General features: G+C 38.8%; 22 protein-coding genes and 1 tRNA gene. 7 read left to right on the top strand and 16 right to left on the bottom strand.

Annotated elements, in window-relative coordinates:
- Nucleotides 1-84: 84 nt before the first annotated feature.
- Nucleotides 85-1554 carry a SulP family inorganic anion transporter gene (locus ACF8D3_RS01085; protein WP_061393024.1) on the top strand — a complete coding sequence of 490 codons (1470 nt, stop codon included), beginning with the start codon at nt 85-87 and terminating at the stop codon, nt 1552-1554.
- A 59-nt stretch (nt 1555-1613) separates the two neighbouring features.
- On the opposite strand, the gene ACF8D3_RS01080 is transcribed toward ACF8D3_RS01085, so the two are convergent.
- Nucleotides 1614-2165, bottom strand: a complete 552-nt coding sequence (locus tag ACF8D3_RS01080) for a helix-turn-helix domain-containing protein (protein WP_392469640.1) — start codon at nt 2163-2165, stop codon at nt 1614-1616.
- A 103-nt stretch (nt 2166-2268) separates the two neighbouring features.
- On the opposite strand from ACF8D3_RS01080, the gene ACF8D3_RS01075 reads away from it, so the two are divergent.
- Nucleotides 2269-3156 carry a DMT family transporter gene (locus ACF8D3_RS01075; RefSeq protein WP_392469639.1) on the top strand — a complete coding sequence of 296 codons (888 nt, stop codon included), beginning with the start codon at nt 2269-2271 and terminating at the stop codon, nt 3154-3156.
- A gap of 18 nt (nt 3157-3174) precedes the next feature.
- Here the strand turns inward: ACF8D3_RS01075 and ACF8D3_RS01070 are convergent, their stop codons facing one another.
- The 4 genes from ACF8D3_RS01070 to ACF8D3_RS01055 are packed head-to-tail and all read right to left on the bottom strand — an operon-like array spanning nt 3175 to nt 5516.
- Nucleotides 3175-3492, bottom strand: a complete 318-nt coding sequence (locus tag ACF8D3_RS01070) for an antibiotic biosynthesis monooxygenase (protein WP_019385556.1) — start codon at nt 3490-3492, stop codon at nt 3175-3177.
- A gap of 23 nt (nt 3493-3515) precedes the next feature.
- A complete protein-coding gene (locus ACF8D3_RS01065) occupies nt 3516-3908 on the bottom strand; it encodes a membrane protein (protein ID WP_004877943.1) in 393 nt (130 codons plus the stop codon).
- A 30-nt stretch (nt 3909-3938) separates the two neighbouring features.
- Entirely contained in the window at nt 3939-4556 is a 618-nt protein-coding gene (locus ACF8D3_RS01060) for a DUF1294 domain-containing protein (RefSeq protein ID WP_136456769.1), read from the bottom strand.
- A 9-nt stretch (nt 4557-4565) separates the two neighbouring features.
- On the bottom strand, nt 4566-5516 hold the full coding sequence (locus tag ACF8D3_RS01055; RefSeq protein ID WP_392469636.1) for a homoserine kinase: 951 nt from the start codon (nt 5514-5516) through the stop codon (nt 4566-4568).
- Nucleotides 5517-5628: 112 nt separating this feature from the next.
- On the opposite strand from ACF8D3_RS01055, the gene hisF reads away from it, so the two are divergent.
- A complete protein-coding gene (hisF, locus tag ACF8D3_RS01050) occupies nt 5629-6387 on the top strand; it encodes an imidazole glycerol phosphate synthase subunit HisF (protein WP_392469634.1) in 759 nt (252 codons plus the stop codon).
- 322 nt (nt 6388-6709) lie between these two features.
- On the opposite strand, the gene ACF8D3_RS01045 is transcribed toward hisF, so the two are convergent.
- The gene (locus ACF8D3_RS01045) at nt 6710-7354 is read right to left on the bottom strand and encodes a hypothetical protein (RefSeq protein ID WP_392469632.1); all 645 of its coding nucleotides are present in this window, start codon (nt 7352-7354) and stop codon (nt 6710-6712) included.
- Nucleotides 7355-7469: 115 nt separating this feature from the next.
- Here ACF8D3_RS01045 and ACF8D3_RS01040 point away from each other — a divergent pair, with 115 nt between their 5' ends.
- On the top strand, nt 7470-8477 hold the full coding sequence (locus ACF8D3_RS01040; RefSeq protein ID WP_392469631.1) for an AraC family transcriptional regulator ligand-binding domain-containing protein: 1008 nt from the start codon (nt 7470-7472) through the stop codon (nt 8475-8477).
- 175 nt (nt 8478-8652) lie between these two features.
- Entirely contained in the window at nt 8653-9342 is a 690-nt protein-coding gene (gene aqpZ, locus ACF8D3_RS01035) for an aquaporin Z (RefSeq protein WP_004877952.1), read from the top strand.
- 43 nt (nt 9343-9385) lie between these two features.
- Here aqpZ and ACF8D3_RS01030 read toward each other — a convergent pair whose 3' ends face one another.
- The 3 genes from ACF8D3_RS01030 to ACF8D3_RS01020 form a co-directional block, all read right to left on the bottom strand.
- Entirely contained in the window at nt 9386-9628 is a 243-nt protein-coding gene (locus tag ACF8D3_RS01030; RefSeq protein ID WP_392469629.1) for a hypothetical protein, read from the bottom strand.
- A 70-nt stretch (nt 9629-9698) separates the two neighbouring features.
- Nucleotides 9699-10772 (bottom strand): DNA/RNA non-specific endonuclease, encoded by a 1074-nt coding sequence (locus ACF8D3_RS01025; RefSeq protein WP_017196878.1) that lies wholly within the window; start codon nt 10770-10772, stop codon nt 9699-9701.
- Between the two features lie 158 nt (nt 10773-10930).
- Complete coding sequence (locus ACF8D3_RS01020) at nt 10931-12808, bottom strand: potassium transporter Kup (RefSeq protein WP_004877957.1); 1878 nt, start codon at nt 12806-12808, stop codon at nt 10931-10933.
- A 123-nt stretch (nt 12809-12931) separates the two neighbouring features.
- On the opposite strand from ACF8D3_RS01020, the gene ACF8D3_RS01015 reads away from it, so the two are divergent.
- Nucleotides 12932-13022, top strand: a tRNA-Ser gene (locus ACF8D3_RS01015).
- A gap of 182 nt (nt 13023-13204) precedes the next feature.
- The gene (locus ACF8D3_RS01010; protein WP_392469626.1) at nt 13205-14380 is read left to right on the top strand and encodes a tyrosine-type recombinase/integrase; all 1176 of its coding nucleotides are present in this window, start codon (nt 13205-13207) and stop codon (nt 14378-14380) included.
- A 58-nt stretch (nt 14381-14438) separates the two neighbouring features.
- Here the strand turns inward: ACF8D3_RS01010 and ACF8D3_RS01005 are convergent, their stop codons facing one another.
- The 7 genes from ACF8D3_RS01005 to ACF8D3_RS00975 all read right to left on the bottom strand — a co-directional run bounded on the left by ACF8D3_RS01005 (nt 14439) and on the right by ACF8D3_RS00975 (nt 24099).
- Entirely contained in the window at nt 14439-14900 is a 462-nt protein-coding gene (locus ACF8D3_RS01005; RefSeq protein WP_392469625.1) for a hypothetical protein, read from the bottom strand.
- Nucleotides 14897-15784: a DUF6731 family protein gene (locus ACF8D3_RS01000; RefSeq protein ID WP_392469624.1), complete on the bottom strand. Its 888-nt coding sequence runs from the start codon at nt 15782-15784 to the stop codon at nt 14897-14899. Before ACF8D3_RS01000 ends, ACF8D3_RS01005 begins: the two co-directional genes overlap by 4 nt.
- 85 nt (nt 15785-15869) lie before the next feature.
- Entirely contained in the window at nt 15870-16748 is an 879-nt protein-coding gene (locus ACF8D3_RS00995; RefSeq protein ID WP_392469623.1) for an HNH endonuclease, read from the bottom strand.
- A complete protein-coding gene (locus ACF8D3_RS00990; RefSeq protein WP_392469621.1) occupies nt 16745-18352 on the bottom strand; it encodes an ATP-dependent endonuclease in 1608 nt (535 codons plus the stop codon). Before ACF8D3_RS00990 ends, ACF8D3_RS00995 begins: the two co-directional genes overlap by 4 nt.
- 1 nt (nt 18353) lies before the next feature.
- A complete protein-coding gene (locus tag ACF8D3_RS00985) occupies nt 18354-21416 on the bottom strand; it encodes a type I restriction endonuclease subunit R (RefSeq protein ID WP_392469619.1) in 3063 nt (1020 codons plus the stop codon).
- 17 nt (nt 21417-21433) lie between these two features.
- Nucleotides 21434-22615, bottom strand: coding sequence for a restriction endonuclease subunit S (locus tag ACF8D3_RS00980; RefSeq protein ID WP_392469617.1), 1182 nt, complete (start codon nt 22613-22615; stop codon nt 21434-21436).
- The gene (locus ACF8D3_RS00975; protein ID WP_392469616.1) at nt 22612-24099 is read right to left on the bottom strand and encodes an N-6 DNA methylase; all 1488 of its coding nucleotides are present in this window, start codon (nt 24097-24099) and stop codon (nt 22612-22614) included. Before ACF8D3_RS00975 ends, ACF8D3_RS00980 begins: the two co-directional genes overlap by 4 nt.
- Between the last annotated feature and the right edge of the window lie 3 nt (nt 24100-24102).

The following is a 24102-nucleotide window of genomic DNA, read 5'->3' as shown; positions in this document are numbered from 1 at the left end:
CACTGTCTAGTGATGTGGTGTAGTCTTGTGTTTTTATATCACATCACTAGCCTTTAATTTTCAAAGAAAAAATAGGCTATTTCTATGTTATCCAATGTTCGAGAACAATGGTTTTCCAATATCCGTGCGGATATTTTGGCAGGGCTGGTTGTCGGTTTAGCACTCATTCCTGAGGCAATCGCATTCTCTATTATTGCAGGTGTTGACCCTAAAGTCGGCTTGTATGCATCCTTCTGTATCGCAGTCGTAATCTCATTTGTCGGTGGACGACCTGCTATGATTTCGGCGGCAACTGGCGCGATGGCACTAGTGATGGCCACGCTAGTGAAAGAACACGGCTTACAGTATCTACTGGCTGCAACGATTTTAACGGGCTTCATTCAGATTTTGGCAGGTTATCTCAAACTCGCCAAACTCATGCGCTTTGTTTCTAAATCTGTGGTGATTGGTTTCGTCAATGCGCTCGCGATTTTGATTTTTATGGCGCAGCTGCCCGAACTAGTCAATGTCACATGGCATGTTTATGCACTGGTTGGTTTAGGTTTAGCGATTATTTATCTATTTCCATTGATTCCTAAAATTGGCAGCTTTTTACCTTCACCATTGGTCTGCATCATTGCTGTCACGCTCGTTGCTATTTATTTCGGAATTGATATTCGTACTGTCGGTGATATGGGCTCGTTACCAGATACTTTACCGATCTTTTTACTACCCGATATTCCGCTTAACCTAGAAACACTCCAAATCATTTTGCCTTATTCGATTGCTTTGGCTGCTGTGGGTTTACTTGAATCAATGATGACCGCAACGATCATTGATGAAATGACAGATACACCCAGTGATAAATTCCAAGAATGTAAAGGTCAAGGCATTGCCAATATCGCGTCAGGTTTCATGGGAGGGATGGCAGGTTGTGCCATGATTGGTCAATCGATCATCAATGTAAAATCAGGTGGTCGTGCACGTCTTTCAACCTTCTGTGCAGGTATATTCTTACTCATTTTGGTCGTGTTTATTAGTGACTGGTTAAAAGTCATTCCAATGGCGGCATTGGTTGCGGTGATGATCATGGTTTCGATCAGTACCTTTGAATGGAAATCTTTAACCACATTTAAAGCCAATCCTAAGAGCAGTAATATAGTGATGCTCGCGACCGTTGCCGTGGTAGTTGCCACCCATAACCTTGCCTTAGGTGTGCTGACAGGTGTGTTACTTTCAGCGTTATTCCTTGCTAATAAATTAGAAAATGATATTCATATCGAGCATTATTTTGAAGGTGATGTCCGCGTTTACGATCTTAAAGGGCAGATTTTCTTTAGTTCATCAGAAAAATTCATGCAGAGCTTCGATTTTCAAGAACCTGTTAATGATGTGATTATTGACCTGACACACTCTCACATCTGGGATGTTACCTCCGTTGCCATGCTAGATTCTGTGGTCAATAAATTTCAAAGAAATGGTGCCAATGTGACCGTTCGTGGTTTGAATGAAGCTAGCTCAATCATGATTGATAAATATGGTACGCATAGCAAACATCATTTTGAAACGATCTAATATCAATTAACGATCAATCTGAAAGAGCCAAATTCAAAAATTTGGCTCTTTTTTTAATACTAATAAATGACATTACGAACAAATTTCAGCGTACCGTTGCCTTGATTGCAATAACGATAATCTGTCGAGCTTTCAAATAAAATGGATGATCCAGCACTAATCACTTGTGTACATGATTCTAATTCCAGACTGAGCTCACCCTCGATCACATAGATTAATTCTTGCCAACCTTGTTGATCAGGTTCGGCCACATATGTTTCTCCTTCTGCCAAACTCCATGTCCACAATTCAACCTGTGCATGTGCAGGAACAGCAGCATGCAAAACTGCCTGACTTTCAAGCTGCTCCCCCTGCCACGCAATCGTGTTAACAACTGCCGAATCTGCAAACTCAGGCGCACTGACCAGACGTTTAAAGTCGACTCCTAAAGCATTCGCGATAGCATCTAGTTTCGCTAAACTAATATTGACCTGTCCCGTTTCAAGTGAGGCAATGGTTCGCCGGCTCAGCCCTGCCCGATCAGCTAACTCTTGTTGACTGAGCTGCGATTGGTCACGGAAGAAACGTATATTTTCGCCGACATATTGCAAGATGGCTTCTGATTGGCTCATTCAATTCAATCATAAAAAACAATGTGCAATATATTGCACAACATTAAAAACCAATGCAATATGTGCAGTATATTGCACACATCCTGTATTCGGAATTTTTACTTTGACGAATTTGTCACAATCGCCCAAAGCGGCTCAATTCGCCCTGATCTTTATCACGATGATTTGGGGTGGAACATTTTTAGCGATTCAATATGCACTAAATTTTAGTACGCCGATGTTTTTTGTCGGCTGTCGATTTGCTGTCGCAGCACTGGTTATTTTTCTGATTTCAGTAAAATCCTTGAGCGGCTTAACGCTCAAAGAAACGTTTGCTGGGACAGCGATTGGTGTGATGATTGCAATTGGCTATGGCACTCAAACCATTGGACTGCAAACTATTTTAAGTAGCGAGTCTGCTTTCCTAACAGCGCTTTATGTCCCACTTGTTCCTATTTTGATGTGGGCTATTTTTCAGAAACGCCCTTCACTGATGACATGGATTGGAACAGGATTAGCATTTACAGGTTTGGTGTTGCTGACAGGAAATGGATTTTCAAGTATTAGCCTAAATTATGGACAAGTTCTTACACTGATTTGTGCAGTTGTGATTGCCATGGAAATCATTTTGATTGGCTATTTTGCAGGTAAAGTAAATTTAAGGCGCGTGACTATCATCCAACTTACAGTTGCCTCATTACTCTGTTTTGCGAGTATGCCTCTCGTTGGTGAGCATACGATTCCAAGCTTTTCATGGCCACTATTTCTAGTGGCTGTCGGGCTAGGTCTCGCGAGTGCATTGATTCAATTCGTCATGAACTGGGCACAAAAAATGGTTGATCCAACACGTGCGGCAATTATCTATGCTGGAGAACCTGTCTGGGCTGGTGTATTTGGACGTATCGCAGGTGAACGTTTACCACTGTTAGCATTATTTGGTGGCTTATTGGTGGTCGTAGGTGTGCTCGTAAGTGAATTGAAACTCAAAATATTAAAAGATAAAAAAGACTAAAAATTAAAATCATCCAACTCACTGAGAAGGTTCTTTCTTTTTAAGCAACATATGCGGTTGGTAGTATTGAACCGTTGGCATCGGATCATAGAATGGATGCAATAATGCTTTCCATTCTTGATACGCTGCTGATTTTCTAAAACCTTCAGTATGATGTTCTATACTGTCCCAAAAAATCATCAAAATGTAGTGGTGATTGTCCTCGACATGTTTAATCAGTTGAACTGCATTCAGCCCGTCCATTGGGTAAATAATCTGTTTAGCTTGCTGAAAGGCTAACTCAAACGCTTCACTTTGATTGGGCTTAATATTTAAATGTACATGCTCAATAATCACAATCACACCGCATGAAGTCAGGTTTATTGATACATCGGTTTATTATCATTTAAAGCAATTAAACCACGGATTGCACGATAGACAATCCACACCCATGCACCGAACACGGCAGCAAAGGCAAAAGTCGTTGCCGTTAACGCAACACCCGCAAACGCCGTTCCATTATCACCTGTAAAGAACAAGAATAAGAACGGAACAAAGGCAATAATATTCCAAGCTAAATACCACCAGAAGGTGCGAATTTGCCAAGTAAAATGACTTTCAAATATCGAGCCTTGAACATCACTACGTTTTACATAGTTAATGATGAGCGCAATGATCGCCAATAAACCGCCAGTAAAAATGGCAATAATATAAAGTACATAAAGAACCAACGTTAAAGTACGGTTTGGATCTTGATCTACGGAATAGTTCATTTTTATTTATCTCCAAACTCCATCTCAATATTAATAAAACACATTGAGGGGAGAAATTAACCAACATATCAACAATATATGAAAGCCTATGGTACAGAAATAAATCTTACGGAACGGTTGTTTTTGTGTTTTATGTCTCAGTTTTTGCTGTGCAAGCCAACCAGCACACCATCCCCCGAGAGAGTCAACGATATGTAAAGTCTGCTCAGGGATACGGCGATTGCCTAATTGTGCTGCTTCTTTGTCCTGTGCATATAGCCAATAGCTCAAAACATTCATCAAACTGACAAACAATAAAGTATAAGGCGGTAGCAATTTGCTAAAGCTCGCAATCACCATAAATACAATATAAATCACGATACCGATTTGCATCGCAGACCAACGCTTCGCTGCTGTTGGTCGAGCTGGTTTTGTCTTATGTTCAAAGACTTGTGATGCTTTTAAATACGTGACTTGCTGAGCGCGATAACGACCACGCTCATCGAGAATAATCGTGTATTCCAAAGCACAGCCGACAATTGGTCGAGGACCTGTGCGAGCAAAGTCTTTAATGTGCAAAAAAACGCGATCTTTATGGACATCATTGGGTTGAATAAAGCCGTAACCTTTCTCATCAAACCATTCGACTAAACGACCTTGATCTCGCATAACTCTTCCTTAAGCACTTATTCTTTGTAAACGATCTTGTAACATCATACGCATTTCAAGCGGATCTTTTTGCGAGATATCATCACCCGTGCGCCCATGTTCAGCATTTTTTTGTGCCACTTGCAAACGCATACTCCAGAATCGACAAGCTGCCATCGCCAAGAAAATATCGAGACATACCAACTCATCTTGAGTTAATGGACGAATCGCTTGATAAGCTGCTAAATAATGCGCTGCTTTTTCATGGTCAAGATGGGCTTGAGGATAAGCTGTACAAAAGTCATTGATACTAATTGCAATATCAAAGAGCCATTCATCTTGATTCAATTCATAAAAATCAAGAATTCCTCGTAATTGATCACCTTCAAATAAGGTATTGTCTCTAAATAGATCAGAATGAATAAAACCGACAGGACGGTCAGGATGCTGCTGGGCAATTTCAGAAAATTTATGGAAAACCTGCGCCAATAACGCTTGATCTTCAGCATTCATTTTGGGTTGAAGCTGTGCCGCGACATCTGACCAATATTGATGATTACGATTAAAATCGCGCTCTAAAGGAAAACCGTGTAACGCTAAATGCATTTTCGCCTGTGCTTGGGCAATCGCATCAACCTGATCAATCGTAGCTTGCTCTGGATGTTCACCCATTAAACGCGGCGCAATTTGTGCTGGCTTATTGGCAATGCTATGAATCGCCTGTCCATGATGTTTTAACGGCACTGCAACTGGAACGCCCGCCTCACCTAAACGATCAAGCACAGGAACAAGCTCACCTGCACCTTCAGCATCTAATTCCTCAAAAACAGTGAGTACATAGTGTTTCTGAGACTGATCCACCAAAAAATAATTGGTGTTTTGAATACCGCCTTGGATTGGAATGAGGTCAATCACTGCCAAACCATATGGCTCAGCGAATGCTTGAACTTCTTCTAAACTCAACGGGGTATAAACCGACATGGAAAACCTGCAAAAAATAGCTGTGAAGTTTGATAGAATACCCGTTCCCTCCATGAAGGTGTAGCACCAGAGTCGGTCTCCTTTCACTATTGGCGATTTTTTGGAAAATTTTATGCTCGCAAAACGTATTATCCCTTGCTTAGATGTTGATAATGGCCGAGTCGTCAAAGGCGTTCAATTCCTAGATATCCGTGACGCAGGAGATCCTGTAGAAGTCGCACGTCGTTATAACGAACAAGGCGCAGACGAAATTACCTTTTTAGATATTACAGCTACCCATCATGGACGAGACACGACTTATCGCACTGTAGAACGTATGGCTGAAAGCGTTTTCGTTCCACTTACAGTGGGTGGTGGCGTGCGTAAAGTTGAAGATATTCGTTTACTGCTGAATGCTGGCGCGGACAAAGTGAGTATCAACTCAGCTGCTGTTTTCACACCTGAGTTCGTACAAGAAGCCTCACAACGCTTTGGTGCACAATGTATCGTTGTTGCGATCGACGCGAAAAAAACAGGCGATAATAAATGGGAAATCTTTACTCATGGCGGACGTAAACCGACGGGAATCGATGCGATTGAGTGGGCTATCAAAATGGCAGACTATGGTGCAGGTGAACTTCTCATCACCAGTATGGATGCCGATGGTACCAAATCAGGTTATGACATTGCACTGATGCGCCAGATCAATGATCGCGTCAATATCCCAACCATCGCTTCCGGCGGTGTCGGTAACTTACAGCATTTAGCGGACGGCATTTTGAAAGGTGGCGCTGATGCAGTATTGGCTGCTTCGATTTTCCACTTTGGTCAACATACCATTCCAGAAGCCAAACAATACTTGGCAGATCAAGGCATTGAAATGCGTCTCTAAATCTTAGAGATACTCAAAAAAACCTCTCAATACTTTATTTCGAGAGGTTTTTTTATTCTTTGACATTTCTTTCAGACAAAAAAATACCTTGCGGAACAAGGTATGGAAACTGCGTTTATACAACGCTAGAGGGTAAACAAAATACAGCAAATTTGGATAAATATTAAGCAATAAAAAGGCTTGAGCTAAGGTAGCGATAAACTCAGCATAAATATTGACATTAAATCCCGATTTTATTGACAATTCACGACAAGCTCATTTTTATTGTCGTGATTTATCAAAATAATAACTTTGACATAGTTATTTACCCTTAACAGATAGGTTAAGCGACTGATGCACTTTGCTCCTGTTCTACGACAGGAGGCTTAATCAATTTTGGCTTTTGCTCAACCCATTTTGCTGGAAATACAGATTCAATCGCATGACTGAGTGCCTTAGAAATTGGGGCTGGTAACTTGATACCTAGCGGATTGTTCTCTTTCAGATCAGCTGAAGAAACTACTCGTGTTCCCATCACATAATCAAACCATGGGCGTGTCACACACCAGTTCGCATCTTGGTTTGAGTTCATATGATGATCATAATGCCAAGGAATTGTACGACGTGCCCAATCAGGTTCTAAATGTGCGCGACGATGCACATAATAATAATTTCCTGCACTGTAAATTGCGGCAAGTGACATCCCTTTTGAGAAAGGATAGAACACAACACTAGCTACACCCGCTGCCACAGCAAGAGACATTAACTCATTACGAGTACGCCAACTATCTAGCCCCTCAACATAACAATCATCAGAAAATTCTTGTTTGCGCACTTCACGATGGTGTGCCCAGTGTGACTCCATACTTTTTGGAACTGGACTATAGCGTGGCTGTCCTGGGCGATGTACGCCATGTAAAACGTATTTATGTGCAAACCACTCAAATGCATTTGCAACGGCTAGACCTGTAATAAAACCCTTCAACATGGTTTTCTCCAAAAGTTTCCTTATTTTTATTAAAGATATAAATTTTTATAGGCGAAGTATTGACGATACGATATAGTTATATTGACAAAACACGACAAGATCGGGAATAGACGGGATGTCTCAACTCAAGAATTATACAGGCTCTGTATTTGGCGGTTTGGGGCACTTATTAAAAGCCTATTGCGAAGCAAAAAATATTGAAATTCCTGAACAATTACAACAAGTTCAAAACCTAGAACGCTTTGATTATGTGATTTGGCGTGACCTGCTAGAAGACCTCAATGCCATGCACCCTAAAACAGGTTTAGGACTAGAAATTGCGGAATATGTTCAACCTAAACATCTTGGGATTATTGCCTACCTTGCATTGTCTTGTGAAAATTTGGGTGAGGCTTTGGCTCGTTATCATGACTTTCATCGACTGATTTATGATGGCAGCCCTCTCATTGTTGAGTTCAGTCCACCTTATGCCTCGATTCGCTGGGAAGCGCCTGAACCTCATCCAACACAACTGACAGATGAAATTGCAATTGCCCTTATGGTGCAGTTTCTAAAGCTCTTTATGTCAGGAGAAAGTATTCATTTACATGAGGTGCATTTTGTCAATACAGCACCCAAAAACATCGCAATTTATGAGCAATACTTTCATTGTCGTGTTCGTTTTGAACAGCCTAAAACTCAGTTATTGCTTCCTGTCAATGAAGCATTTAAACCGCTTAGAACTGGCGACCATACATTACAACAACTCTTGTTAAAACAAGCACAGGCATTATTAGAACAACTACCAAACTCAACTCAACTGGATCAACGTTTACAACATGCGATTTTGACTGGACTGCAAAAAAACCAATATCAAATTGATTTTATTGCTGAGAAATTGGGACTCTCAGTACGACAATTACAACGCCATTTACAACAACAAAACACCACTTTCCAAGAGCGCGTACAGCAAATCCGCTTTATGCTGGCAACCGAATATTTAAAAGATCCCCATTTGAGTTTGCAAGAAATCGCCCTACTACTTTGCTATTCAGAACAAAGTGCTTTTCAACGTGCTTTTAAGATTTGGACAGGACAAACGCCTCAGCAATGGCGGAAAGACAACACAACTTACAATTCGTAATAAATTTCGGGGCAAACTAACGGTTTCACAACTGATCATTATTTTTACACCATTTATACAATAGCCTACAACCTGCGTGAATTAATTCACATTTATTTCACATAGGTTGAACATATCCACAATAAATTTTTGGATGGTTACTTTTTTATTTTTTATAAATTGTGTGGTGATAAAAATGAACAAATATTTAGCAGAATTTCTCGGAACCTTTTGGCTCGTCTTTGGTGGTTGTGGTAGTGCAGTGCTTGCAGCTGCATTTCCAGAACTTGGGATCGGTTTCTTAGGTGTTGCTTTTGCTTTTGGTTTAACTGTTTTAACAGGTGCTTATGCCTTTGGTCATATTTCTGGAGCGCACTTTAACCCCGCTGTCAGTGTTGGCTTATGGGTGGGCGGTCGTATCGAAGCCAAAGATTTAGCACCGTATATTATCTCGCAAGTCCTCGGTGCAACATTCGCCGCATTTATTCTTTACATTATCGTTCAAGGTCAAGCAGGCTTTGCAGGCACAGGTGGCTTCGCAACCAATGGTTATGGTGAGTTATCTCCAAACCACTTTTCGTTGGCTTCAGCATTTTTAATTGAAGTGGTTTTAACAGCCGTTTTTTTAATTATCATTTTATTGTCTACACATAAGAATGCCCCTGCTGGTTTTGCTCCGATTGCGATTGGTTTAACCTTAACAGTGATTCATTTAATCAGTATTCCAGTCACCAATACATCTGTTAACCCTGCACGTAGTACAGGCGTTGCATTCTTTGCAGAAACAGCAGCATTAAGCCAACTTTGGTTGTTCTGGGTTGCACCAATTATTGGTGCTGTGATCGGTGCAATCATCTACAAGGTGGTAAGCAACGAGAAAAACTAAGCTATATTGCAATAAAAAACAGCCTGATTAGGCTGTTTTTTATTTATAGAAATGGGTTTTCTATCTCTTGTTCAGGTCGACGTTCAATCTTCGCAGGCAAATCTTGCTGCTCTAATGCTACCACAAGCTCATTCACAAACTGCTGTAAAGCTTTTGCTGTTTTCAAACCCTCTTGATCTTTGGTGATCTGCAAATTGCCATATAAGCTCACGCAATCTAAATCATTTTCTAGTGTCAGATCATAAATCGCTGCTGACTCATTTCCGTTTTGAAAAGGCTTAAACATTTTTTCTCTCATTGTTATTGTCAGTTTTACACCATGAGCGAAGTGCGGAGACTTTGCAATCTTCGCTACACTATCTCAACAATTGTAAGAAATACTGAACTAGGGCATCGACTAACTGCTTGATTAATGCTTGTTTAGTTTCCTCATCGATCTGTGGAAATTTACTTTCAACAGCTTGTGTTTGTCCTGAGGTGAACTGTTTTTGCTGTGCTTGAATACTGGCATTATCCGCTTCATCTGCGCACTGACTTTGACCATCCCAATGCGCGTAACTGATCTCTCTATTGGCTTTTACATTTTGCGCAGTGAGTGGAAGATGATAAACATTCCGCTTCTGTTGTTCGGTCAGCTGTGGAAATAAATTGATTCCCAGTTTCTCTTCTAGATAACAGATACTCACCACTTTCACTTGCTGAGAATTGTTGTTCGGAGCGTAATAAGCACCAATAATCCCCTGCTTTGGCAAATAAACTGCCTTATATACCGCCGTTGGTACAATCACTCCACTACCAATGGTTTTTAATCTTTTACCTTCAAAAACTGGCCCAGTGAGTACATAGGCATCTTTATGATGTTTGGTTACGACTGCTCGAACCGCCTCTTCTAATTTACGCCAAACTTCCTGATTATTTTTCGGTGCTTGCGGCACCATATTTGCCAATGAAAAACTATCATATTGTGCTGCGGTATTATTCATATCCGCATTCGGTGCCATATGGCCGCGATCATATCCTGAACCACGATAATCAGATAACAATGCACGATGAGACTGTTGTACACGTGTTTCCTCATGAAAATTATCTTCACGCTTAATTTTGATACTTAAACGCTCAGGCGTAAGATGCTCTGCTGACCAAAGTGGGGTTTTAGAAATCCCAGAGTACATAACATTAAAATCATTAAAGCACAGTGCATAGCTGTCTTTTTTTAGGCTATCTTTTGCTAATAATGGTGGCACATCGCGATAAAACTGTTTTAAACAAGCCCCATTACTCGACTGTAATGGAATAAATTTAGCAATTTTTTCACTACCAAATGCGATCGCAAAACTTCCTGTTGCGATCAAAGCAAGCATAATTTTTCCAACATTTTGGCTTAAAAAAGTAGCTTGTGATTTACCTTTTCTCGTTGGTCTCTTCGCCATAATTACATCAAAATCAATATGAACGCGAAGCTTAGCAATTCAAAACTACGCTGTATATTGAGTTACCACAAAGAACGACAATTTATGTCGCAAAACTGTTCAATTGAACAACAGACAATAAAAAAGGCACTCTAAAGTGCCTTTTTCTTCAATATTTATTAAATTTCAATTTGACTACCCAACTCCACCACACGGTTGGTTGGAATTTGATAAAAGTCACTCACAGGGCTGGTATTACGCTGCATCGAGATGAATAGACGCTCACGCCATGGAGACATCCCATCACCAACACTATGCACAATACGATCACGCGAAATAAAGAAGCTGATTTGCATTAAATCGTATTCAAAGCCCAATAATTCATAAGCTTGAACCAACGCGCGTGGTACATTCGGCTCATCTTTAAAACCATAAAAGATTTTTATACGATAAAAAGCACCGTCCAAAGTCTCGACGCTGACACGTTCTTCTTGCGGAACAAAAGGGACATCTTCGATCACCACAGTGACTAAAATATTGCGTTCATGCAGCACTTTATTGTGCTTAATATTATGCAACATCGCATGAGGAACTACATTCGGCGTGCCTGTTAAGAAGACCGCATCGCCCGGTACACGCAGTACATTGTCACCCAAGCTTCTGACAAACAGATCCAATGAAAGCGTATCTTGTTCAAGTTTGGCAAATGTAAGCTCTCGACCGCGCTTCCAAGTCATCAGAATCATGATGGCAATACCGCCGATCAATAATGGCACCCAACCACCAGAGAACATTTTTAAGGATGCCGCAGCCACTAAAATAGACTCTAAAACAAAGAACGGAATAATCAAAAGCAGAACTTTTGGTAAGCTCCATTTCCAAGCATAGTAGATAAAAATCGAGACTAAAATCGTGTCACATAGCATAGTCAACGTAACAGCGAGACCATAGGCACTTGCCAAGTTTGAGCTGGTTTGGAAAATTAAAATGAGGATAACAATTGCCACGAGCAACAACCAATTCAAGAAAGGTACATAGATCTGCCCCTCTTCTGAATCCGAAGTATGTTTAATACTGAGTCGTGGTAAATATCCTAATTGAATCGCCTGACGTGCTAAGGAGAAAACGCCTGAAATCACCGCTTGAGATGCAATCACCGCCGCCATCGTTGCCAAAATGATCATTGGGTAAAGCGCCCAACTTGGAACGAGTAGATAGAACGGATTTTCAATCGCACTCGGATCACGTAGCAATAACGCACCTTGCCCTGCATAATTAAGCACTAAACAAGGAAGCACTACACTAAACCAGCCTAGTCGAATCGGCGCTGGTCCAAAATGTCCCATATCGGCATAAAGCGCTTCACCGCCCGTTACTGTTAAGACCACCGCCCCCATAATGAAGAACGACATGACAGGATGAGTGAAAATAAACTGAATCGCCCAATGTGGACTCACCATTCCAAGGACTAAAGGTGTTTGTACAACACTGACAACTCCCCAAATCCCGAGTGACATAAACCACAATAACGTGATCGGACCAAAGAATTTACCAACAAATGCAGTTCCATGTTTCTGCATCAAAAACAAGGTTGTCACGATAACAATCGCAATCGGTACAATAAACGGGTCCAACACATTGGTTGCAATCGAAAGTCCTTCAACCGCCGACAATACCGAGATTGCTGGGGTGATGATCCCGTCACCAAAAAAGAGTGATGCACCGATAAAACCAATTGCGATCAGATAAATCTTTTTACTATCCGATATTTTTGCTTTTCGTAGATTCAGAGCCAATAAAGCCATGATTCCACCTTCGCCATTATTATCAGCACGCATAACGATTGCGATGTATTTGATACTAATGATCAGCATCAAACACCAGAAGATAATGGACAAGATACCCAAAACATTTTCAGGTTGAATCCCTAAACCATGTGCAGCATGGAAAGATTCTTTCAACGCATAGAGGGGACTTGTTCCAATGTCTCCAAAGACCACCCCTAATGCTGCCAATGCCGTGGCAGGCAATGCTGCTTTTTTTGCAGTATTTTGCATATATTGTCTTCAATACAGAACATTACATGTCGCAATCTTAACATTAGCCAAAAAGTTTTTGTGCAAATCTGTTCGACGACAACTTGGCAGCCTGCTTTTTTTTCGTTACTATCGCACCCCATTGGTGAGGTGTCCGAGTGGCTGAAGGAGCACGCCTGGAAAGTGTGTAAACGTTCATAGCGTTTCGAGGGTTCGAATCCCTCTCTCACCGCCAAATTTAATTTCTATGATGTCTCATAGAGTCCTAACAGCTTAAATCTAAAGGGTTTAAGCTTTTTTTATTGCCTTATACTATTCGATGAGATCTATTGTAATCCCCTATAACGTGGGGGATAATTGGGGGACTATTTTAAATAAACAATAATCATCCCCCAATATATAAGGATAACATCCTAAATGCTTACTGATGCGCAAGTTAGAAAGATCAAACCAATTGATAAGAAAAAACGCTATTCAGATGAAAAAGGGCTTTATTTAGAAGTTACACCTTCAGGTGGACGTTTCTGGCGGTTAAAATATCGATTTAATGGACGTGAAAGCACTTTAACAATAGGAAGCTATCCTGAAGTTTCTCTCGCTCAGGCTCGACGTGTCCGTGATGAGGCACGAATACAACTTTATAATAATATCGACCCTAACGCCGCAAAAAATCAACGTCTAGAGCAAACTGATAAAAGCAAGCTTTTCAAAGTACTAGCAATGCAATGGATGCAAGACCGTAAAGATGCGATTACCGAAGGCACTTACTTACGCGATTTATCCGTATTTGAAAAAGACCTATTCCCAGCTCTAGGCGATATGCCAATTGATCAAATAAAGGGTAAAGACGTGTTAGCTTGTGCTAAAAAAATTGAAGAACGTGGCGCATTGGAAATGGCTAAGCGCTCTATTCCTTTGACTGGTCGAATTTTCCGTTATGCGATCCGTAAAGGAATCATTGAGAATGATCCGACCCCTCATCTACAAGAGGCATTAAAGCCACGAAAAGTAAAACATATGGCTCGTTTGGATATTTCTGAGTTTCCACCATTCTTAGAGCGTATGGATCGTTATCACGGCAGCATCTTGGTTAAAACAGCTTTACAGCTAATGACATTAACATTCGTAAGGACTGCTGAACTCATCAATATGGAATGGAATGAGATTGATTTTGATAATCATTTATGGCGCATTCCTGCATACAAAATGAAAATGGCTCTACCTCATATTGTTCCTTTATCAAGACAAGCTGTTGAGTTAATTGAGGGATTAAGACCAATCACAGGTAACAAGCAATATGTTTTCTATAATCACAGTAAAGCGAAACCCTTAAGTAATAATGCTCTTTTAAGTGCAATTCGAACGATGGGATATATGGGAAAAATGACTGGTCATGGCTTCCGTGGGCTTGCCTCAACAACACTACACGAACAAGGATATATGCACGATGCGATTGAAATCCAATTAGCTCATACGGTTGGTAATGCCGTGTCTCAGGCTTATAACCATGCTCAGTATTTAGATTACCGAGTAAAAATGATGCAGGAATGGTCTAATTTTATTGATAATTTAAGAAAAAAAGAAATCCATTAATGAATGATAAGGTTATGATTATATTTATATTTTATAATTAAAACAGTTATATACGCATTTATGCATGTACTTTCTTCATAATACTATATGAAATATTTGCTGCCCTTAGGAATGTCATACCCGCATAGATAACACTTCCAACCCATATACAAAAATAATATTCAAAAAAGTTTTTGAGAAAGAAGAATCCTGTGAAAGAAATTATAGAAAAGAAAATAGAGCCTTTAATTGAAGTAATTAAATAGTTATGTAAATCATTGATATATCCAGATTCTTTTAATTTTTCTAAAATATCAGTATTACTTAATGTCATAAATAAGCCCATAATAACACCAGTAAAACCAGCCCATATTGCTCCGAGACTAATTCCAACAGATAAAAACTCAACTTTTTTATCTGTAAAACATGTAGTTAAAGATAAATCAAATTTAAAATATATAAATAAACAGATAATAAATGCAATTAATGCGAGTGTTATTGGACCGTATCTTTCACGATTGAGGGGAGAGAGTAAACTCATTTTTTAGAACCTAAAAGTATCTTTTTCCACCCATTATACGCCTTTTCAAGATGTTCGTATCGTACTGCCTCAGACCATCTTTTGTTAGAGCTTAAAGGTACATTCTTAAAAATCTTTTTCTCTCTATCTTTTATTAAATCAACAGTTTCTAGAGTTTCACTATTCTCATCAAGACCTGTTGCCCTTACAGTAGAGGCAACACCATCTCTTGCAATCATTTTCAGGAACTTTTTAACTCCAGTTTTTACTAAACCATCATCAGCCTTTGCTGAGATTTTTAAATAAACATTTTTGGGATTCAACTTTCCAACCGTATCTATAGCTTGAGCCAGCGTTTTACCCTCTTGCCTCATTGCTGAAGTCATTTGATTAGGATTAATTCTAATTTCTATTTCAGTTAATATGTCTTTATTGTCCAACCGAGCTTCAGCATCTGGTTTCAATTGCACTAAAAATTCGTATTGTTTCGGCGTTTCATTTACATCTTTAATATAATTATTCAAATAATCATTAATTGCACTTACCCTTGGTCCATGATGAGCATATTGAATTAAAATATATTCACTTTGAGGAATGTACAAAACAGCTGTTTCTTCTGCAAAATCATGGCCTTCTTCTAATTCAATATCTCTAATTTGGTCATCTCGACCACGCTGACCAGGAGCAACATTTAATATTCTACTAAAGTTGAGGAGCCAAAAAGGTTTTTCTTCAGTTGGTTGAATTATTTTATCAAGGCGAGTACTAACTTGTTTAATAAGTCTTGATCGTTGCTCCAAAGAATCCTTTTCAATAACTTTAAAAACCTCTTCTAAAGGCTGCTTATGTTCAAACTTATTTACTTTATACAACTCAATAGTAAGTGATGGATTGTATTTTGCCATTTTCTACCCACAAGCTATGTTTTAATAATTCCTATCAATATATAACAAATTATATTGGAATTTTATATTTTCCACTTATTAATAACTATATCACTTCAAGGACCTGTTGGAATTTTAAATATTTAATTAGTCCATCACACATCCCAACTTCCCAATAATTTACAAAAGGTGCATCATCAATATCAGGCTGAATCACATCACTAATAATTTCTTCAATGCTGATCCCTCTATCTAATTCACGTTTAATTGATCTTAATTTAGATTTCAGAGAAGACGTAGCTCGTTTAGCATTTCTACTCGATAAATTAAAATCCTTAAAATACTTCTCTGCTCTTTTCTTATCCACATCATCCCAATGACTTGGTGTGTTCACATAATATCTAAACTCACCAGGCTCATCTAAATTTGAATCGGCAATGTAATCAGCTGTGATCCACTGCTCCTCAAAAAAAATTTGTTTATCTAAATAAGGATGTATCGTTTGCTCTTCAGCATATTTTGCATATCCAACTTTCTTTTCCCCCATATTACAATCTCGACATGACGGTACTAAATTTGGAGGATAAATACTAAATTGAGGAAACTCCGCTTTAGGTAAAAAATGATCCAAATTTGAAGGATCACCTAAACCACCACAAAAAGGACACTCACCTTTCGCTGATGTTAATATTGCATCGTAGATTACTCTAGTTTTTTTGGCTTTAGGTACAAAGTATTGCGTATACAGCTTTTCATAATCGTCTTTAGTACTTCTGATACATACTCCATCATGAAATCTAATTAATGGAGTATATGTATAAATTTCGCCCTGATTAATTTTAGTATTGTATACACTCGCATCTAAAAGTAGATTTTGTTTATTCACAATAATTCTAGGCTTCATGGCTTGAGTATCAGCAATTCCTTCAATACATAAATCAATCAAATCACTATAGTTATAATTAGGTGTAGTTAACCTTTTCATTGTTGAGCATCCCTATCTCTTTCACTAATCATTACCTTTAGTAAAGCTCGACCTTCAAAACCGACCTGATTATTAAACTCATCAATAATGTCTTTATAACTTTTTCCTTCATCTACTGATTCTTTAAGCAAACCATGAAATCCTGAGTTTGAAACCTCTAATCCAAAAACTTCAGTAGTTAAATCACTAACACTTTCTCCAAATGTTTCTATTTTTGGTCGATCTATTACCATACTTTTTCCATGTCTAAATAGTTTCCAGACACAATTACGAGGCACTTCTTGCAAAACAACTGGAGAGTGAGTTGCTATTATTGCAATAGCATTCCTAGATATTAAAAGATCAGACAACGCTCGAATAAAGGCTGATAATAAAGGTGGATGTAAATGACTTTCTGGCTCATCTAATAACACTAAAGAGCGCTCATCAACTTTTTCGACTAATCTTGTTATTGTCATGAATACAACAGAGTGTCCCGAACTCATACGCGTTAAAACCCTTAAAACATGTTCCTCATATTCTTGTTTCATCCTCTCTTTTATATTTTGGTACTCAGCAGTGTTCGAACGATTTTCAATTTTATAATGCTGTGCTAACTCTTGATAAAATTCCTTTAAACTTTCTAAATTCATTTCAGCAAAATTTATATCTGATGATAATTTTTGAATAACTTTCATCCATCTTTCAGTTTTATCTTGTTTTGCAAAACAATTCATCAAAGATTGAATACATTCATTCCTTAATTCTTTAAAACCTAATAGCTGTTCATCATCACCAGGTTTTTTAAGACCTAAATAAAAATAACATGTTCCTTTTGCCGGATCAGATTGTTCAGTAGGAGGTATAAACGGGTCAAATGCACTAAAAGATACTGAGATTAATGAGCTGAAATAATCTTTATCATCCACGCTATAACGATGGTCTCGCGGTTCTATTCGGCATTCTTGACTATCATTAGAATTTCTAATTGCAGAAATGATTCCATTCAATAGAGTTGTTTTTCCTACTCCATTTCGACCTATAAGCGCATGGATATTTGTTGGAGGTTTAGTATCGACCTCTACATTAAAATATAATTTGATACCACTCATTTTCTTACTTTCATCACGTATGAAATGAAATTGAAAAGGCGTAGATTCATTGTCTCCATCTAAAACACTTTTAAACTTTCCTCGAATTGAGGCTATGTATACGTCCCTTAATAATGAGCTACCAAAAACTGTTTCATCTTCAATTATTGGAAGCAATTCTGGATGAGCAACTAAGTCATTTAGCCCTTTTAAGTAACTTGTTCTTGTTCTCTCAGGCATAGCACTTAATTTTTTATAGTAATTTGTATTTTGACCTAAAGAGAAATAGTCTTCTGAAAGCTTGTTAAAATGCTTATCTATTTTTTCAGATGTTGCATTAGCACTTCCTTCCTCTTGTCCCTTATAACCAATTTTTACATCTCCTAACTCATAACCTTTGCCATTTTCATCAAAGACTTTTACTTGGAATAATGTGAAATATGAAAAATCATTCCAATTATCAATACGCAAATATGCCGCATTCCGGCCTTCGTTAGGTAACCATGTACCACGACTTAAAACTTTAAATTCCATCTTAATAGTGCTCCTTGATATACCCGTAAGCCTTATCAAAAAGCTCTTTATCCTTTCCTAAACCGAACTTATTCAATGTAATGATTAATGCTTTTTGAACCTCACGTGGACCACTTATCGAAGTTTGCCAGCCATCAAATCTTGTAACTTTTACAATCTCATCTATTTGCTCTACGATCTGACGGATAATATCTGGTGTCTTTTCTGGTCGCGTTTCAATAAAAAGCTTCGTTAGAGCCTTTTTGTTATCAAGCTCAGTTACTGGCGTATCTCCTGTCTCACGTTCAGCCTGAACAGTTTCTTTAGCGGTTTCAAGCAAACCTTTTAACCAATCAATCGCTTTAATTACACCTGACTCATAGTCTTGACGAAGTTTTTCTAAACGTTCTCCGAGTTTCACAAAGCGAGGATCATCATGCCCACGTAAACGTCCAAGCAAATTGATTTCTAGTTGTCTTGCTTTACGTTCTTGCTCTTTTTCAGTAAGTGTAAAGATTGCATGTTCATCCATGGTCAGTGAGCTAATATCATCACGAATACGATTTACATCCGTATTTTCATGGATCATCTGTATCACTTGTGGTCCTAGTGCAGCCCAAATTAATGAGCCTGTACCTGTTGCAGGACGAATACTTTCATAAATCTGTGCAAGCCATTTAAAATCTTGTCGATATGGATTTAAAAAATTATCTGGATAAATTGCCGTCCAGAGTTTATTTACCACACCAAATGCACGAGCAAAGTTATCTCGTTTTTCATTTGTTGGTAGGCATTCCTGTGCTGCCATAATCCCTTCAAAGCCTTCGACTGTACGATCTACTCCTGGAAAGAAATCTAGACATTTTTGCAAGGCAGGCTCAAATAGCTCTTTAAAACTCTCAATGGCTTCAACGACTTTATCAATATCTTCAGGATCATATGCAAGTGCGGTGCGTAAATTTTCAAATACACCAAGATAATCGACAATCAAGCCCATTTCTTTTTTAACACCATCTTTCTCATACAAACGGTTTGTTCGGCACATTGCCTGAAGCAAAGTATGATCTCGAAGAGGTTTATCTAAATACATGCAATAGCAGATTGGTGCATCAAAACCAGTAAGCAATTTCGCTGTCACAATAATGATTTGTAAAGGATTCTCTGAATCTTTGTATCCTTCTAAAATATCTTTTTGCGTTTGACTATCAGCATCAATTTTTTGCCAACGTTCGAAATCATCTTTTTCAATTGGTAACTTGAGCTCTTCTTTCCAACGGCGCCAATCTTTATTAAGCTTTCCGTTCTTATTTCCATCAGTCACTTCAATTAGGGCACGGTCTACATTCATAATGACTTCAATACTTTCCTTACCGAGTTTCTCTTTCAGTAAGTAGTACATTTGCACACACGCATCACGATCATAGACCACGACCATCGCTTTAAGCTTTTTTGGTCTGACATGTGAGTTAAAGTGCTCAACAATATCTTCACTAATACGTGCCATGCGTTTAGGTGCTTTAAGCATAAGTGCTAATTTACCCGCACGGCGTGAAAGTTGTGCTTTTTGTTCTTCACTTAAATCATTTTCTTTGGCTAATTTCTCAAACTCAGCATCTATCGTTTCACGATCTACACGTAGCTCAGCCAAGCGAGGTTCAAACTTCACAGGATTAGTTGCAGCATCACGGATAGACTGTTTATAGCTATATTTATTCATATAGCGACCTTCATCCTCTTCTGCACCGAAGAGCTTAAAGGTGTTCTTTTCTAGTCCTGAAATTGGTGTGCCTGTTAAACCAAAGAAGAATGCATTTGGTAAAGCCCAACGCATTTTCTCACCCAGTGAGCCTTCTTGAGTACGGTGTGCCTCATCCACAAGCACAATGATGTTGCTCCGGTCATTTAAGCCTTTAGCATTGTCTTGCTCAATCTCAACATCTTGGAATTTAAAGATGGTGGTAATGAGAATGCCACGACTATCCTGTTCAATATGCTGACCCAGTTTTTTACAGCTTTGCACCGGTACAAGATTCTTAATATCCGCACCACCAAAGGTGTCATTGATCTGACCATCTAAGTCTTTACGGTCTACCACCACCAATACAGTCGGATTCTTAAGCTTCGCATCGGCACGTAGCATTTGCGCTGCATAAAGCATCAGTAAGGATTTACCTGAACCTTGGAAGTGCCAGATCAAACCTTTCTTTGGATAGCCTGCTTTCACACGACCTACAATTTGTGATGCTGCTTCAAACTGTGGGTAACGTGGCAGAATCTTAATTTTTGTTGGTGCTAAATTCTTACCAATTTTCACTGATGAATATAGCGTGAATGATTGCAGTAACTTTAATAAAGTATTTGGATTGAGTAAGCCTGCTGCACTTTCAAGTACTGATGCCATTCCCGGTAAAATTTCATCTCGCTGTTCGGTTTTATGCCAAGGTCCCCAATCTTTTAGACGTGCATTGATTGCGCCGTAGGCAAATGTTTTCCCTTCCGATGCAAAACACAGTAAGTTAGGCACAAAAAAAGGAGCAACATTACTCCAATAATTTTTTGTTCCACCACAGAAATCAGCAGCGCCGTCTTCCCAGCTTATAGCAGGACGGGTTGCCGTCTTCATTTCACCCACGACTAGCGGTATACCGTTTACGTATAGGACAATATCGAAATACGCTTCCGTGGTTGCAATAAAATGGACTTGCTTAGATACCACATAATGGTTATTTGCAAGATTGTTGTAGTCAATCATGTGAATGGTGACATGCTCACCATTTTCGCCAAATGGTAATGACTTTTCTGCTTTTAGCCACTCGTAGAAGTTTTCATTGGCTTTGACTAAACCAGTATGTTTGGCATCTAAGAATACCGCACGCAGTTTATAGATCACTTCATCCGCATAGTCTGGATTGGCTTGGATAGCAGGGTTGAGTTTAATCAACGCCTGCTTAAGCCAAGTCCCCACCAACACATCTTGCGGAGATTTGGGAATTGCATCCCCTGATACAAATTCCCACTTCACCCCATCTAAATTTTGTAGTTTTTGGACAATTGCTTCTTCTGGTCCATTTGCTTCGTTAAACATATAAACTCTCGTTAGTTTTATATCTTAATATTTACATTCAGTACTTTATTTTTTAAGTTTGTAAGCTTTTCAACTTTGGAATCAATTGAATCACTAATTACATCCAATGATTTTAAAAACTTAGAAACAGTCTTCTGTTCCTCATACTCTGTTATCAAAAGCTCAATACTTTCAAATGCTGACTTTGATAACTCTAAAAAAGTAGAACCACTAGCTTTAGAAATTAACTGCTGCTTCTGGGACTGTAATGCGTAATATAAAAATTCCACATCCACATCATCGTATGGAATTAAATTTTTAAAGCCCTGATTTGTACACATTTCATCACTAGTGATAGCCATATAACCAATTGTTGCCCTAGTACATACAAGCAAAGTATTGCTTGGAACCAATTTCGCAGAACTATTACTTAAACCTTTTGCTGTGATTTTTCTATTAGAGTCGAAAATATACATTGAATTTAATTTTGTAATATCTGTAGGTGTAACCCAAACAATATCTCCATCCCAATAATCACTTACTGATGTATTTGGTGTGCCACCAGATATTGTTACACCTAAATCTTTAAGTGTTTTATATGACCAGTTACTCTTGAATAACTCACCCTCATTTGACTTTAATCTTAATTTTCCAGACAAAACCTCATCAAATAAAATTGAACATTTTCTATCATTACTATTTTTTAGTAAATGCGTTTTGTGCAGGCATTCTTCAATCTTATTTAAGATATTTAGTAATTGAGATTGATGCTCAATGGTGGGTATTTTGAATTTTTGATTCTCTAGGGTTTTCCATTTAATCGTTGGCGACAATGAACCTTCTGAAATAGAAATAGCCCTTTCCATAAAGCAATTTGATTGCATGAAAAATGGAAGCAACTCAGGCAAAATTTTTCCCGGAATCGCTTCAAGTACCATCGCATGTGCCGAACAAATACAATCCCAATCTGCCACAGCAACCTTACGCTGATATGCACGGCGCTTACCAAAAATGATCTGTCCCTTTTTCACCAATAGCTTTTGACCAGCAACATCACTTGGTACACCGTGGCGAGTAATCTTTAAACTATCAGGATCAAGATGTTCTAAGCCGACATAAACCTCTAAGGTCGTTTCACTTGGCTCAACACGCTTAGAAATATGCTTAGCAATCTCACCAAACTTTACTTCTTGATATTCCATATTCAAATCAGTACTCATACATCTTGCTCCACTGACTGAACATCTAAACTTTTTAAATCTTTCATCAAACCTGCAACTAAATCTTTTAACTGTTTACGGTTATCTACCCAATCATCCAAAAGCTGATCCATCGATACCGTTTCTTGTTCTTTCTTTAAAGAGACATATAAGGGAATAGAAAGGTTATGGTTGTTTTGACGGACTTCATCTAAATCCACCAAGCGTGCAATCTCGCTTTCTTCAGGCTTAAAGTAAGCATTGACCAATACTTCTAAATCTTTTTCAGAAAGACGGCTATGTGCGCGCTCTCGTGTCACATGCTCTACACCATTAATGAAGAGAATCTTATTCTTACGTTCTTTTGGCTTATTGGTTCCCAAAACAACAATACAAGACTCCATTGGTGAGTTATAGAACAGGTTTGGACCTAAACCAATGACCGCATCAATAATGTCTGATTCGATCACTTGCTTACGAATTTCAAACTCTGAATCACGGAACAATACGCCGTGTGGCCATAGCATCGCACAGCGACCTGTATCTGGCTTTAAACTCTTAATGATGTGTGTATAGAAGCCATAATCGGCACAGCCTTGTGGCGGTATACCATACATATTGCGATGAAAAGGATCTGCTGAAAATTTCTTACGGTCCCATTTTTTAATTGAGTACGGCGGGTTAGCCAAAATCACATCAAACTGCTTAAGCTGATCATTTTCAATGAACTTTGGCTCACCTAAAGTATCACCACGGCGTATATCAAACTCTTCAATGTCGTGCAGGAACATATTCATACGCGCAATTGCAGACGTCAGTAAATTGACCTCTTGCCCATAGAGCTTAACACTGCGCCATTCTTCGCCATTTTCACGCAAATCCATGACTGCATTGAGCAACATCCCCCCGGTGCCACAAGTTGGATCGTAAGCGGTTTCGCCTGGTTTTAATTCCATGATCCGTGTCATGAAATGCACCACAGTACGGTTGGTATAGAATTCTGCTGCTGTATGGCCTGAATCATCCGCGAATTTCTTAATCAAGTATTCATAAGCCTGACCAAGATCGTCTTGCTTGACCTTATGTAAGCCCAAATCAATCTTACTAAAGTGCCCAATCAGGTCTTTGAGTAAATGGTCTGGCAAACGTTCTTTATTGGTCCATTGTGCATCACCAAATACACCCACTAAACGCTCATTCTTAGCTTCAATGGTACGTAATGCTGTTTGAATGGCTTTACCAATGTCTTGAGTGGTTTCTTTAACTGTTTTCCAGCTTGCTTCGCTTGGAATTTCGAAACGATGAAATTGTAAAAAGCCAAATAGGTCATCTGTACCCATTTCTTTTTTGGCATCTTCAAGCTCGTCATCATACACATCCGACAAACGCTTAAAGAACAGAAGCGGAAAGACATACTGTTTATAGTCAGAAGCATCAATTTGCCCACGTAGGAACTCAGCAGCACCCCACAGTAGGTCTTCTAATTTTGCATTTTCATTTGCCATTTG

It is taken from the genome of Acinetobacter sp. YQ_14 (assembly GCF_043102985.1).
Lineage (GTDB): Bacteria > Pseudomonadota > Gammaproteobacteria > Pseudomonadales > Moraxellaceae > Acinetobacter > Acinetobacter venetianus.
This window is presented reverse-complemented; position numbering and strand designations above follow the sequence as displayed.